The following is a 13,834-nucleotide window of genomic DNA, read 5'->3' on the forward strand; positions in this document are numbered from 1 at the left end:
AATATGGGTAGTGCTAGCTCTACCCCGCTACGCTTTCGGACATGCGGCGAAGAATAAACCACGAGCAGCGGGCAGCGGCAAAAATTCACCAGCTCACCGCATCGCGGCGCAAGATTGCGGAGGCGTACGAGGTGGAGCGCCTGCGCATCGAGCGCGACCTGCACGACGGCGCGCAGCAGCATTTCGTGGCCGCGGCGATGAAACTGGGCGAGGCCAGGCTCGACGTCGATTCGCCGCTTCTCGACGACGCCGCGCGCGACCTCCACAACGGCCTCGACGCACTCAGGAGAACCGTGCGCGGCATCCACCCTCGCGAGCTATCGGACCACGGACTCATCGCCGCGATCGAGACGGCCGCCGCGCAGTACGGCCCGCACGTCACGGTCCGCGCGCCGCACGCGCTGCCGCGTATCGACGACTCCGTCACCGCCGCCGCCTACTTCTTCACCGCCGAAGCACTCACCAACGCCGCGAAGCATGCACCACAGCAACCGGTCAGCGTGCTGGTGACCTGCGACCACACCCTGAACATCTCGGTCACCGACCAGGGCGGCGGCAACGCTCGCATCACCCCCGGCGGCGGGCTCGACGGGATGCAGGAGCGCATCGCGGCGTTCGGCGGCGAGCTGGAACTGCACTCGCCTGACGGTGGGCCGACCACCGTCGCCGCGCGTATTCCTTTGCTGTTGTTCCGGGGAGAAAGTGGGATTGTGCCATGAGGATTGCCATCGCGGACGACTCCGCACTGCTGCGGGAAGGTGTTGCCGGCCTGCTCACCCGGCGCGGCCACGAGGTTGTGGCGCAGGTGGGCAGCGCGGATCAGGTGCAGGGGGTCGTCGATACGCATGCGCCCGACCTGGTGATCACGGACGTGCGGATGCCGCCGAACATGCGTGACGACGGCCTCCAAGCCGCGCTGGCGCTACGCAAGCAGGGTCCGGTCAACGTGCTGGTGCTCTCGCAGTACGTCGCGCCCGCCTACGCGCGGGAGTTGTTCTCCGGCGGCGACGGCGGCACCGGCTACCTGCTCAAGGACCGCGTCGCCGAAGTGAAAGACTTCATCCAGGCGTGCGAAACCGTGGCGTCCGGCGGTGTGGTTATCGACCCGGACGTCGCCAGCGCACTCATGGCCGCGAGCTCGCGTTGGCTGACCACGCTCACCCCGCGCGAGATGGAGGTACTCGAACACATGGCGGAGGGCCTGTCCAACGCGCAGATCGCCGAGAAGCTCTACCTTTCTGGCGCAGCGGTGGCGAAGCACGTTTCCAGTATCTTCTCCAAGCTGGGTCTCACCCCGGACGAGGACAACCGTCGAGTACGGGCAATCCTGATGTACCTGGCAGAACGTGGAGTTGGGTAGCGTATGCGAAACTGTTACGCATGACTACCGCTTACCACCCTGACGAGCTGTCGGTCGGGCAAACCGCCGCCCGGGCTGTCGCGGCCGGGCTCACTGGCGGCGTGCTCGCGCTTGCTGCCTGGTTCGTGCTGCACCAGATCTCGCTGCCGGCGTTTAATACGTCGATGGTGACCAGGTCGTTGGCCACCGCCGCCTCCTTCGTGTGCATCGGCATTGGCGTCGTTTTGGCCGTGCTGTGGACCAAGGGCAAGAAACCCTGGATCTCCTCCGCCGTGATGTCGCTGGTGCCGGCGGGGCTGGTGGTGTCCTCCATCGGCATCCCGCTGGGCGCGACCCGGCTGTACCTGGACGGCATCCAGGTGGACCAGGGCTTCCGCACCCAGTTCCTGTCGCGCATGACGGAAAACTTGAGTCACGCGGACATGGCCTACAAGGACCTGCCCACCTTCTACCCCATGGGCTGGTTCTGGCTGGGCGGGCGCACCGCCAACGTGCTGGGCATGGAAGGCTGGGAGGTGTACCAGCCGTTCGCGATCGCGACGCTGGCGGCAGCCGCGGCGATGCTCACGCCGGTGTGGCGCAGGCTCACCGGCTCGCTGCCCACCGCCCTCGCCATCGCCACCGTGACCACGGCAGTCGTGCTCACGGAGGTGCCGGAGGAGCCGTACGCGGCGGTGGTGGCCATGTTCGTGCCGGCGGCGGCCGTGTTGTCGTACCGGGCGGTCAATGGCTCGTGGGCGTCCACCATTGCGCTGGCCGTCTACCTGGGCATTTCCGCCAGCTTCTACACGCTGTTCACCGCGATTGCGGCGCTGACCATGGTGGTGCTGGCCATCATCCACGCCTTTACCAAGCACTCGGTCAAGCCGCTGGTGCACCTGCTGGTCACGGGCCTGGGCTCGCTGGCTATCGCCGCGATCTCCTGGGGTCCGTACGTCTGGCGCGTGCTCACCGGCGACGAGCAGCTGGAGTCCACCGCGAACCACTTCCTGCCCATCGAGGGCACGTACTTCCCGCTGCCGTTTTTGTCGTTCTCGCTGGTCGGGCTTTTGTCCATGATCGGGTTGATCTACCTGATCTACAGGTTTAAGGAGCCGGAGTTGGCGGCCCTTGGGGCGTCGATAGGCGTGTGCTACCTGTGGGCGCTGGCCTCGATGGCGGTCACTCTGCTGGGCACCTCCCTGCTGGGCTTCCGCCTGGAGGTGCTGATTGTGGCGCTGTTTGCCACCCTCGGCGTGATTGCCATTTCTGAGTTCGGGCTGAACAAGTACACCACCGCCGTCGCCGCGGTCCTGGCAGTGGGCGCGCTGCAGATGGTGCAGAACATCCCGGTGGAAAACGAGGACTACATCGACCAGGCCTACGCCGACACCGACGGCAACGGCGAGCGCGCGGACCGCTTCCCGCCGGACGCGGGCCGCTACTACCAGGAGATGGCCGACTTCATCGAGGAGCACGGCCACATGAAGAACGACGCGGTGATCTACACCGACGAGATCAACTTCATGGCCTTCCACCCCTTCTACGCGTTTAACGCTTACACCAGCCACTACGCCAACCCGCTGGGTGAGTTCGAGCACCGCAACGACGAGCTGAAGCAGTGGGCGGAGATCTCCTACGACGACCCGGAGAAGTTCACCGAGGCGGTGGACAACTCGCAGTGGGAGCCGCCGGTGGCGTTCGTGTTCCGCGACAACGGCAAAGACGGGCTGAAGACGCACATCGCGCACGACATCTACCCGAGCCAGCCGAACGTGCGCTACGAGGGCCTGTTCTTCAACCCGGACGCATTTGAGCAGGACTGGGACGTCGAGCAGTTCGGCCCGTTTGCTGTGGCGGTGAGGAAGTAAGGTGTCCGCTGTGAAAAGAGTCCAGACCACCGCGACTGTCGCGGGTTTGATCGCATTTGTCCTGCTGTTGCTCGTGCCGTTTCTGCCGGTCAAGCAGACGGAATCTTCCGTGTCGTGGCCGCAGAATGGCTCGGTGGCGTCCGTCAACGCGCCGCTGATTTCGCTGGCGCCGCAGCAGCTCGATGTCACCGTGCCGCTTTCGGCTATCGACGAGCTCCGCGACGGCCAGTCGCTGCTGCTGGGCACCCTGCCCGAGGGCTCCCCGAAGGCCAGCGACCGCGGCTTCTTTGTCACCTCGCCCGACGGCGGCCTGGTGGTCAGCTCCCTCAATGAGGTGCTGCTGCAGCTCACCCCGGCGCAGGTGAACAAGCTGCCCGACGACGCGAAGCTCGAGGCCCACCTCTCGCACGACTCCACCACCGTGGAGGTCCCGGGAACCGAATACTCCGACGATGAGGATTACCGCCCACAGCTCACCGGCATCTACACCGAGCTCGAGGATGAGCAGCAGCTTATCGACGCAGGCCTGTCCGCCCACGTGGACATCAACTCCCGCTTCACCTCCCAGCCGACACTGATCAAGACGCTGGCGATGGTGCTCGGCCTGATCAGCGCCCTGATCTCCCTGGCCGCGCTGCGGAAGATGGACCGCCCCGCCCCGCGTCTGCGCCGCCAGGGGCTCAAGCCTCTCGACGGCCTGGTGGCCGCCGTCCTCGGCTTCTGGCACGTCTTCGGCGCGAACACCTCCGACGACGGCTACCTGCTCACCATGGCCCGCGTGGCCGCCAACACGGACTACATGGCCAACTACTACCGCTGGTACGGCGTGCCGGAGGCCCCGTTCGGCTCCCCGTTCTACGACCTGCTGGCGTTGCTGTCGCAGGTGAGCACGGCGTCGATGTGGATGCGCCTGCCGGCGCTGCTCGCGGGCCTGGGCACGTGGTGGCTGCTCTCCCGCGAGATCCTGCCGAAGCTCGGCCCCGCCATCGCTAACAGGCGGGTCGCCCACTGGACCGCCGCGCTGGTGTTCCTGGCGTTCTGGCTGCCGTACAACAACGGCACCCGCCCGGAGCCGATCATCGCGTTCGGCCTGATGGCCACGTGGGCGCTGTTCGAGCGCGCCATGGAAACCGACCGCCTGGTCCCCGCCGCGTGGGGCACCGTCGTGGCGGCGCTGACCCTGGCGTGCGGCCCGACCGGTTTGGCGGCAGTCGGCGTGTTCCTGATTTCTTTGCCCTGGGTGTTGGGGACCATTGGGCGTCGAGAGGCAAAGCTCGCTTCGATCGCGCCGTTCATGGGCGCCGGCATGGCTGTGATGGTGCCGGTGTTCAAGGACCAGACGCTGGCGACTGTGCTGGAGGCGACCGCGGTGCGCTCCGAGGTGGGCCCCGCGATGCACTGGTTCGAGGAGTGGAGCCGCTACTCCGTGCTGTTCGAGCAGACGGTGGACGGCTCGCTGGCGCGCCGCTTCCCCATGTTCGTGCTGCTGATGTGCATCGGCCTGACCCTGTGGTGGTTCGCCCGCGGCGGTGAAAGGACCAAGACCGCGCAGCGCATGATGCTGATCATCGGCTTGTCCACCTTCTTCCTCATGTTCACGCCGACGAAGTGGACGCACCACTTCGGCATCTACGCGGGCCTCGGCGCGGCGATCGCGGCGTACGGCTCGGTGGTGCTCTCGCGGATCGCGCTGCAGTCCAAGCGCAACCGCTCGTTTGCCACGGCCGCGGTGCTGTTCCTGCTGGCCCTGACGCTGGCGGGCTGGAACGGCTGGTGGTACGTGTCCTCCTACGCGGTGCCGTGGTGGGACCGCACCCCGCAGCTGAAGGCCGTGGAGTTCAACACCGTCGTCCTGGCCATCGCACTCGTGGTGTTTGTGGTGGGCGTGGTGCAGTCCATGCGCCCGCCGAAGCCTGTCGACGCCTCCCGCTGGGCCGGCGTCATGTCCGCCCCGATCGCCGTGGCGGCAGCGCTGATTGTGGCGCTGTCCTGCCTGACGTTTGTGAAGTCCTTCATCTCCCAGGCGCCGGACTACTCCGTGGGCATGGGCAACGTGCGCACCTTCGCGGGCGAGCGCTGCGCCCAGGGCGCGGACGTGCTGCTGGAGGAGGACACCAACGACGCATTCCTTTCGCCTATCGACGGCGTCCCGCTCGGCCGCTCCCTAGATTCGGGCGACAACTACGGCTTCCACCCCGACGGAGTGCCCGCCTTCATCGCCAGCGAAAACGCCGACACGTCGGACTCGAGCAACCAGCAGGTGCAGTCCGACGACACCGCCGACGTGGACCCGGGCTCCGACGAGGCGCAGTCCACCTCCCGCGTGAACACGCAGGGCAACCGCCCGCGCTCCATGCGCGGCGTGAACGGCTCGACGGTGCGCCTGCCGTTCGGCCTGGACTACACCCGTGTGCCGGTGCTGGGCACCTTCGAGGACGAGCCGACGCAGTCCGCCGAGCTGGAAACCTCCTGGTTCGACCTGCCTGAGGTTTCCGAGGAGCGTCCGCTGCTGGTGGCGTCCGTGGCCGGCCGCATCAAGCACCACGACATCAACGGCATCGAGCAGGAGGGCAGCGAGCTGGAGCTGCAGTACGGCCGCAAGACTTCTGGCGGCGTGCAGAAGCTCGGCGCGGTGGAGATGCTGGACCAGGGCCCGACCCCGCAGTGGCGCAACCTGCGCTACCCCATCGCTGACCTGCCCGAAGACGCAGACGTTGTGCGCCTGGTGGCCAAGGACACCTCCCTGGCGGAGAAGGACTGGGTGGCGGTGACCCCGCTGCGCAACCCGAAGCTGGTGGAGCTGAACACCATGTTCGACTCCGAAACCCCGGGGTTGTTGGACTGGACCGTGGCGTTCCAGTACCCCTGCCAGCGCCCCTTCTACCACCACGCGGGCGTGGACGAGATCCCGGAGTACCGCATCATGCCGGACGCCCCGGGCAAGGCGAAGCTGTCCGGCTTCATGGACTTCCTCGGCGGCGGCTCGCTCGCCCCGGTGGAGGCCGTGAACACCTCCTACGAGGTGCCGGGCTACCTCAAGGGCGACTGGCAGCGCGACTGGGGCTCCGTGGCCAAGTACCACCGCCGCACCAACTCCGCCGGCGAGGCGCCGGCGCTGGCGCAGGTGGACCTGGCCGAAACCACCAGGTGGGGCCTGTACACCCCCGGCCCGATGAAGGTGCGCGACCCGGAGGAATAGAAGGTACAATCCCCTCGCTATGAAACTGCCGAAAATCGCCGCCGCCGCTGCCCTGCTGTTGTCCCTGGTAGCCACCCCCGCCCAGGCCCAGGCACAGCAGAGCTGCGCCGCGCATTACCTGGTCGCGGTGCCGGGCGGCGCCAACACGGCAGAGGGCATCCCGGACTACGTGCCGCACGGCGGCAACGTGTTCATGACCGGCGTGCTCACCCGCCTGGGCACCGGCGGGGAGATCCACCCGCTGTGGGTGTCCTACCGGTCCACCCCGTTTGCCACCTCGGAGTACGAGAAGTCCAAGGCGGGCGGGCTCAAGCGAGCACGCGCCACCGTCAATAAGCTTGCGCGCGCCTGCCCGGACGCGAAGTTCAGCTTCACCGGCTACTCCCTCGGCGCGGACATCGCTGCCACCATCACCAGCGACATCGCCAACGGCCGCGGCCCGATCGAGCCGGAGCGCGTCTCCGGCGTGGCGCTGTTTGCCAACCCGCACCAGGGCGGCAACGGCGCGGTGCTCTCCGCCGGCACGTCCCCGCACTCGCGCGGCTCGCTGGGCTCGCTGCCGGGCGGCTACGGCGTGCTCGGCCCGCGCGTGCTGGAGATCTGCCGCGTCGACGACCTGGTGTGCTCCATGCAGGAATCCCACCGCGGCCTGGTCGCCCCCGCCATGCGCACCAACCTGGCGGCCGGCCGCGTGCCGCTCGCCGAGTTCAACGTGCTGTTCCGCGCGATGGGTTTGAAGTCGCTGGGCATTTTCTCCGACATCGGCTCCCACGGCGGCTACACCCTGGCGCAGCAGCGCGAGGCCTCCAACTGGATCATCGAGCAGTCCCAAGCCCCCATCCAAATTCCCGTTCCGGCGGTAGAGTTGGGGCATGAATGACCTCTTTGAGCTTGTAAACGGCACGTGGGCGAAGACCCACGACATCCCCGCTGACCGCGGTATCGACGGCGCGTTCTACATGCTGCGCGACAAATCCGAAGAAGATGTCCGGGCGATCTTGGAAGACGGCGCCGGTTTGGGCGGCGCCCTGTTTAGGTCCTTCATGGACAACCCCGGCGACATCAGCTCCCTCGACCCGGACCTGGCCAAGATCGAGGTCGCGGACGTCGACGAGTTCGTGCGCGGCCTGGGCGAGCTGGAGCGCGTCGGCGTCGGCGGGCCGGTGAGCTACTGGGTGGAGAAGGACTCGCAGGGCGAGAACTCCGTCGCCTACATCTTCCAATCCGGCCTGGGCCTTCCGGACGAGGCCTACTACCGCGACGAGGACCACGCGGAGACCCTCGCCGCCTACAAGACGCACGTGGCGAAGATGCTCGGCTTCCTCGAGCCGAAGTACCTGCAGGGCCTGACACCTGAGATCGCCGCCGAGCGCATCGTCAACCTGGAAACCCAGCTGGCCGCCAGCCACTGGGACGTGGTCAAGGCGCGCGACGCGGTGGCCACCTACAACCCCACCGACCTTGCAGAGATGCCGCCTTTGGTGCGCGCGCTTCTCGACGCCTCCGGTCTTACCGGCAAAGTCGTCAACATGATGCCGTCGTTCACTGAAGACCTGGACGGCATGCTGCGCCGAGAAACACTCGCGGACTGGCAGCTGTGGGCCGCGTGGAACATCCTGCGCTCCCGCGCCGGCGTGCTCTCGGAGGAGATCGGCAAGGCCAACTTCGAGTTTTATGGAAAGCATCTCTCCGGCGCCACCGAGCAGCGCGACCGCTGGAAGCGTGGGGTGGGGCTCGCGGAGAGCCTGGTTGGCGAGGATATTGGGCGGAGCTACGTCGAGAAGCATTTCCCGCCCTCATCCAAGGAGAAGATGCTGGAGCTGGTGGAGTACCTGATTGCCGCTTACCGCTCCCGCATCCAGCAGCTGGAGTGGATGAGCGAGCCGACGAAGGAGCGCGCGCTGGAGAAGCTCGCGCAGTTCAACGCCAAGATCGGCTACCCGGAGAAGTGGCGCAGCTACGACGGCCTAGAGTTCGGCGAGGACCTGGTGGAGAATGTCCGCCGCGGCGCCGCGTTCGAGCACGACTACCAGCTGTCCAAGATTGGCAAGGCCTCCGACCGGCAGGAATGGGTGTCTTCCCCGCAGACGGTGAACGCGTTTTACAACCCGGTGGTCAACGACATCACCTTCCCCGCCGCGATCCTGCAGCCGCCGTTCTTCGACCCGGACGCTGACGCCGCGGAGAACTTCGGCGCGATCGGCGCGGTGATCGGCCACGAGATCGGCCACGGCTTCGACGACCAGGGCTCGCGTTACGACGGGCTGGGCAACCTCAACTCCTGGTGGACCGACGAGGACCGCGCCAACTTTGAGGCCCTGACCGCCAAGCTGGTCGGCCAGTTCAACGGCCTGGTGCCGTCGGTGCTGGAGGGCACGAAGACGAAGGGCGTCAACGGCGAGTTCACCCTGGGCGAGAACATCGGCGACCTCGGCGGCCTGGGCATCGCCGTGGTGGCGTACAAGAAGTACCTGGATGACCACGGCATCGACGACCAAGAACCCCAGAAGTTCGGCGACCTTGAGGGCGAGTACACCGGCTTCCAACGCCTGTTTCTGGCGTGGGCGCGGGTGTGGCGTTCCAAGGCGCGCCCGGAGATGGCGGCACAGCTTTTGGCCATCGACCCGCACGCGCCGAACGAGTTCCGCTGCAACGTCATCGCCGCGAACATCGCCGAGTTCTACCAGGCGTTCGAGGTGGAAAAGGGCTCCACGATGTGGATCGACCCCGAGGACAGGGTGACGATTTGGTAGAGCACATCAACGAACAGGGCGACCCGGACTTCAACGTCGGCGGCATCAAACGCGACATGCCGCCGAAGCTGCAGCTGGAGCAGCTGGCGTCCTACATGCACGCCACCTACGAGGACGGGCCGAACTACCTGGCGCTGCTTCCGGACCGCATCACCCACGCCGCGATGCTCATGCTCGGCACCGCCGTCGACCACGCCCTGCCTGCCACAAAGTGGGCTGAAGGTGTGCAGGTAGAGCCTCACGCCCTCGGTGTGGTGTTCCGCCCGTCTGAGCCGAATGGCAGGTGGGCAGTCTCGCTTTGGGACGGCCCCGCAAACGCCAAGGAGATGCTCTGGCGCCCGGACGTCGCCGCCGCCGCGGAGCTGTCCGGCACCACGATCTTGGACGTGGACTCGGTGGCAGATGCTGCGAAGGCAGTTGAATTGGTCGGCGCCGAAGTGGTGTGGGCGCTTGGAGACGTAGCGTTGCCGCAGGCAGACCGCTACATCGTCACCTTCCCCACCACTCAGCCCTCAGTGGACGGGTTGATCCAGGTCAGGGCCAGCTCAAACCTCGAGGGCACCGAGTACCACGCCGACGGGTTCATCTCCACGCCGGCGGAGATCCGCCGCCGGGTCAAGGACGCCGCCGACGCCCTCTAGCCCAGCACGGAGTCGGCTTCGTCGACCTCGTCGAAGGTGGGGTCGTCAACCTCGGAGAGGAAGAACTGGGCGCCGTTGGCGTCGTGCACGCCGGCAGTCCCATTTTCAGGCCCGAACTCGACCCCGCCGCCGAGGTTTTCCACCTGTGTGCAGGCCGCGTCCACGTCGCGCACGCCGAAGTAGCTGAACCACTGGGCGTGCTCGCCGACGTACATGCCCAAAAACGGCGCGCCGTCCTCCACCGCGATGAAGTAGCCGTCTTCCTCGCGGATCTCCCAGTCGAAGAGTTCTCCGTAGAAGTCGATGGCGTCCATGCTCGGCGCGGAGTACTCGTACCACACCGGCACACCCGGCTCACCTGCGGCGAGGAAGCGCTCCTCCGGATCCTTCAGCCCGAACAGGCCGCCGGCCGGGTCCTGGCACAGGGTCACGGTCTCGTCCGAGCTGAGCACCTTGCCGCCCAGCTTCTCCACGTTCTCCGGGCTGCCGATGAACGACGTCACCCACATGTCCATCTGCGCCGGCACGATGCCGGCCACCGGCAGGCCCTCCTTGCGGGCAGTGCCGTCCACGATCTCCCAGCCCAGAAGCTGGGAGTAGAAGTGGGTGGACTTGAGCTGGTTCTGGGTGACCAGGTCCTGCCAGAACGGCATGCCTTCCCTGCCTTCGAATGCGGGCATTACAGGTTCCTCCACTTCTCGGGGTCGAAGTCGTCGTTGGCGGTGCGTTCGTCGAAGTAGTCGCCGTCGTCGCCGTCGACTACTACCGTGGCTGAATCTGCGCCAAGGCCGACGGTATCGCCGTCGATAAGCGAGTGCCCCCGCGAGGTGACCACCGCGTTGTTGACGGTGACCTCGCCGGAGCTGATGGCCTCCTTGGCGTGGCCGCCGGATTCGGCGAGGTTGGCCAGTTTGAGAAATTGTCCGAGTTTGATCGTGTCGCCGGAAATGGGCACGTCGATATGCATAGCGGTTAGTCTAAGGCATGCGAAGAATCTGGGCGTTTACCCTGCCCCTCCTGCTTGTTGGCTGTGTACAGGAAGTCGAGGTCGTTGAAGAAGAGTCCACCGTGACCATCCGCTCCATCGGCGACATCCTGGTCCACTCCGACGTGTACACCACCGCGCGCACGGACACCGGCTTCGACTTCTCGCGCATGTTCGAGCCGGTCAGCGAATACATGCAGGACGCGGACATCACCACCGCCAACATGGAGGTCCCGGTCGCCGGCGAGGAGTTCGGGCTGTCCGGGTATCCCCAATTCAACGCCCCGCCCGAGATCATCGATGCACTCGCCGGAGCAGGCGTGGACATCGTCAACAACGCCACGAACCACTCGATGGACAGGGGTGACGGGGGCGTGGTGGCGTCGACAGACAACATGCGCGAGCGCGGCATGCTGTATACCGGCAGTTACGCCTCTGAGCAGGACAAATCCGTCCCCCGCATCATCGAGGCCAACGGCATCACCGTCGGCTTCCTCGGCTTCACTTACGGCACCAACGGCCTGCCGGTTGAGCAGGAGCATTTTGCATCGCTTATCGACGACACCCTGGCCGCCCAAGTCGCCGCCCTCGATTCACAGGTCGACGTCGCGGTGGTGATGCTGCACATGGGCGACGAATATGCGCCCCTGCCCAATGAGTTCCAGGAGGAGACTGCCGCGACTGCTTTGGACGCCGGCGCTGACCTGGTGCTCGGCGGTCACCCGCACGTGGTGGAGCCGTTTGCCGGGCCCGTCTGGTACTCCCACGGCAACTTCCTGCACGGCCAGTGGGATGAGCCGACCAAGGTCGGCGGGATTGGCGAGTTCACGTTTAGCGGCGCCCGGTTCATGCCCACCTACACCGTCGGCCCGCCGATCAGGTACGAACACCACGTCATCCCGCTCGTGGAGGCCGCCGACTACCTGGATGTTCATAAATGGATGGCGGACCTGCGCGAACGCCTCAACGTCGAGGTCGTGGACTACCTCTAGCGTTCCGCCTGGTCCACCGGCATGATGCTCATCGTGTCGATGTTCACGTGCGCCGGCAGGCTTGCCACCCACCGCACCGCTTCGGCGATGTCGTCCGCGGTGAGGTTCTGTTTGCCCTCGTAGACCTTGCTCGCGCGCTCCTCGTCGCCTTTGAATCTGTTCAGTGAGAAGTCCGTCTTCACCCGGCCCGGGTCGATCTCGCACACGCGGATGTTGTTCTCTGCCTCCTCGCGCCGAAACGCCCTGGTCACGCCGCGGAGCCCGTGCTTTGCGGCGTTATAGCCGGAGCCGCCCTTGTACGCGTCCGTGCCAGCCACCGAACCAATGTTGACCACCAGGCCTTTCGACGCCTTGAGCTGCGGGTACAGCGCGCGGGTGACGCGCATCGTGCCCATCACGTTGGTCTGGAGCATCCACTCCCAGTCCGCGTCGTCCGCGTCGCGCAGAAAGTCCAGCTCCTTCGCGCCGCCGGCGTTGTTGACCAGCAGGTCCACGCGTTCAAGAGCTGCAAGCTTCTCGACGCTCTCCCGGTCGACCACGTCCAACTCCATCGCCACCCCACCGATTTCGTCCGCGATTTGCTGGCACTTCTCCAGGCGCCGCGCCGCCACCACGACCTTCCAGCCGTCCTTGGCCAGCGCCCTGCAGGTCGCTTCCCCGATGCCTGCCGATCCGCCAGTGACTACTGCTACCTTCTGCTCGCTCATGAGCCGAAGTGTAGGCCCTCCCACAGCATCCAGATGGCTAATGCGATGAAGATGCTGCCCGTGATGACGTCGATAAGCTTGCTGTACTTGGTGATCAGCTGCGACATTGCTTGGACTGCCAGCGCAAAGCCCACGAACCAGATGGTGCCGGTGACGACCATGACCGGTGCTGCGACCCACCCGAGGTGCGCGAACTGGGCGAAGATGGCGCCGAAGAAGAGGATCGCCTTCGGGTTGGACAGGTTGGTGAGCAGGCCCGTGAGCAGCGGCCTTGGCACCTGTTGCGTGGCGGGGATTTCCGGGTCGGAGGCGCGGATGGCGCCGATGCCCATCCACAGCAGGTAGGCGCCGCCCACGATCTGCAGCACTGACAGGACCTGCGGAAACGCCTGGATCAGCGCGCTTAACCCCGCCAGGGACGCCACAATCCAGATGGTGTTGCCGAGCATGATGCCTAGCGCGCACATCACGCCGGCTCTACGGTCCTTTGACCCCACGCGGATGATCTGCACGAGGTCCGGGCCGGGGCTCGCGATCGCCGCCAGCCACACGCCGAGTAGCGCAATCATGTCGCCTCCATTTGCCGCATGGTGATGTTCAGCCGGCCTTCGAGCAGGTCGGACGTGCCTCTTCTTGCGCCGAGCACGCCGTGTTTCGCCCTCCTGGCTGGACCGCCAAAGACTACCACGTCGCCGGACAGCAGCAGCGTATCGCGCCCTGCAATGCGGAAGATCGTGTCCTGGCCGAACGACAGGCTGACCACCGCGTTTTCGGACTCTTCCTCCGCGTCCACGTGCTGCCCCATGCCCTTGCCCGGCGGGTAGAAGTTCACCAGCGCTGTTTCGATTTTTGGGGTCGGGCCGACAAGCGGGTCTATTTCTCGCGCCCTGTCCATGACGTTGTCCGCGATGGTTTGGAAGTTCTCCGGGATCGGTGGCACCGGGTGGCCGTCGACCTCCCTGACCATGCGGTACGGGTTCGTCACCCAGAACCAGCCCAGCGAGAGCAGCCAGGCATCCATTTGGCCGTGGCCGACCTTTGGACGTCGCATAGCAACAGGCGTCCCTGCCGCCTTCCTGGCCAGCTCGCGCGCCTGATTGACCAGTTCCTCCTGCTCGGCCGGCGTGAAAAAGGCAGGCAAATGGACCGCACCAGGGATGATGCGGGCGGGCGGCCTCGGAATGACGAGCACGGGAATAATGTAGCGCATCCGGGCGACGCGTTCGAATGGGTGAGTGTTTTTTGTTTTCTTTTTCCTGGCACACCCCTTGACAGTCGTTCGTGTGTTCTATATTGTGGAGCGTACCACGACGAGAGGGGCGACAGTGAGAACCGCCACCACAGCAC

At 66.0% G+C, this 13,834-nt stretch carries 13 protein-coding genes; 8 read left to right on the top strand and 5 right to left on the bottom strand.

The annotated features are described in order from the left end of the window. Positions 1 to 41: 41 nt before the first annotated feature. From MHX64_RS06285 to MHX64_RS06315, 7 genes are read left to right on the top strand one after another with little or no spacing between them, the layout of a single operon-like run. Positions 42 to 719 (top strand): sensor histidine kinase, encoded by a 678-nt coding sequence (locus MHX64_RS06285; RefSeq protein ID WP_239356352.1) that lies wholly within the window; start codon positions 42 to 44, stop codon positions 717 to 719. Then, on the top strand, positions 716 to 1,360 hold the full coding sequence (locus MHX64_RS06290; RefSeq protein WP_239356350.1) for a response regulator transcription factor: 645 nt from the start codon (positions 716 to 718) through the stop codon (positions 1,358 to 1,360). Before MHX64_RS06285 ends, MHX64_RS06290 begins: the two co-directional genes overlap by 4 nt. 20 nt (positions 1,361 to 1,380) lie before the next feature. Beyond that, positions 1,381 to 3,210, top strand: coding sequence for an arabinofuranosyltransferase (locus MHX64_RS06295; RefSeq protein ID WP_239356349.1), 1,830 nt, complete (start codon positions 1,381 to 1,383; stop codon positions 3,208 to 3,210). Positions 3,211 to 3,220: 10 nt separating this feature from the next. Continuing rightward, complete coding sequence (locus tag MHX64_RS06300) at positions 3,221 to 6,409, top strand: arabinosyltransferase domain-containing protein (protein WP_239356348.1); 3,189 nt, start codon at positions 3,221 to 3,223, stop codon at positions 6,407 to 6,409. 19 nt (positions 6,410 to 6,428) lie between these two features. Continuing rightward, positions 6,429 to 7,289, top strand: coding sequence for a cutinase family protein (locus MHX64_RS06305; protein WP_239356347.1), 861 nt, complete (start codon positions 6,429 to 6,431; stop codon positions 7,287 to 7,289). Beyond that, a complete protein-coding gene (locus MHX64_RS06310; RefSeq protein ID WP_239356346.1) occupies positions 7,282 to 9,162 on the top strand; it encodes a M13 family metallopeptidase in 1,881 nt (626 codons plus the stop codon). The genes MHX64_RS06305 and MHX64_RS06310 overlap by 8 nt, the downstream gene beginning before the upstream one ends. After that, entirely contained in the window at positions 9,156 to 9,803 is a 648-nt protein-coding gene (locus MHX64_RS06315) for a hypothetical protein (protein WP_239356345.1), read from the top strand. The genes MHX64_RS06310 and MHX64_RS06315 overlap by 7 nt, the downstream gene beginning before the upstream one ends. On the opposite strand, the gene MHX64_RS06320 is transcribed toward MHX64_RS06315, so the two are convergent. Continuing rightward, positions 9,800 to 10,483 carry a VOC family protein gene (locus MHX64_RS06320; RefSeq protein ID WP_239306474.1) on the bottom strand — a complete coding sequence of 228 codons (684 nt, stop codon included), beginning with the start codon at positions 10,481 to 10,483 and terminating at the stop codon, positions 9,800 to 9,802. The genes MHX64_RS06315 and MHX64_RS06320 overlap by 4 nt on opposite strands. Further along, entirely contained in the window at positions 10,483 to 10,770 is a 288-nt protein-coding gene (locus MHX64_RS06325) for an RNA-binding S4 domain-containing protein (RefSeq protein ID WP_202032108.1), read from the bottom strand. The genes MHX64_RS06320 and MHX64_RS06325 overlap by 1 nt, the downstream gene beginning before the upstream one ends. 17 nt (positions 10,771 to 10,787) lie before the next feature. Between MHX64_RS06325 and MHX64_RS06330 the strand changes: the two genes are divergently transcribed. Continuing rightward, positions 10,788 to 11,780, top strand: coding sequence for a CapA family protein (locus MHX64_RS06330; protein ID WP_239356344.1), 993 nt, complete (start codon positions 10,788 to 10,790; stop codon positions 11,778 to 11,780). Here the strand turns inward: MHX64_RS06330 and MHX64_RS06335 are convergent. Genes MHX64_RS06335 through MHX64_RS06345 form a run of 3 tightly spaced genes read right to left on the bottom strand, consistent with a single transcriptional unit; the run spans position 11,777 to position 13,679 of the window. After that, positions 11,777 to 12,487, bottom strand: a complete 711-nt coding sequence (locus tag MHX64_RS06335) for an SDR family oxidoreductase (protein WP_239356343.1) — start codon at positions 12,485 to 12,487, stop codon at positions 11,777 to 11,779. The genes MHX64_RS06330 and MHX64_RS06335 overlap by 4 nt on opposite strands. Continuing rightward, the gene (locus tag MHX64_RS06340; protein ID WP_239356342.1) at positions 12,484 to 13,056 is read right to left on the bottom strand and encodes a LysE family translocator; all 573 of its coding nucleotides are present in this window, start codon (positions 13,054 to 13,056) and stop codon (positions 12,484 to 12,486) included. The genes MHX64_RS06335 and MHX64_RS06340 overlap by 4 nt, the downstream gene beginning before the upstream one ends. Beyond that, positions 13,053 to 13,679, bottom strand: a complete 627-nt coding sequence (locus tag MHX64_RS06345; RefSeq protein ID WP_239306478.1) for an alpha-ketoglutarate-dependent dioxygenase AlkB — start codon at positions 13,677 to 13,679, stop codon at positions 13,053 to 13,055. Before MHX64_RS06345 ends, MHX64_RS06340 begins: the two co-directional genes overlap by 4 nt. Positions 13,680 to 13,834: the final 155 nt, after the last annotated feature.

The organism is Corynebacterium sp. ACRPZ, from assembly GCF_022346205.1.
Classification (GTDB): Bacteria; Actinomycetota; Actinomycetes; order Mycobacteriales; family Mycobacteriaceae; genus Corynebacterium; species Corynebacterium lehmanniae.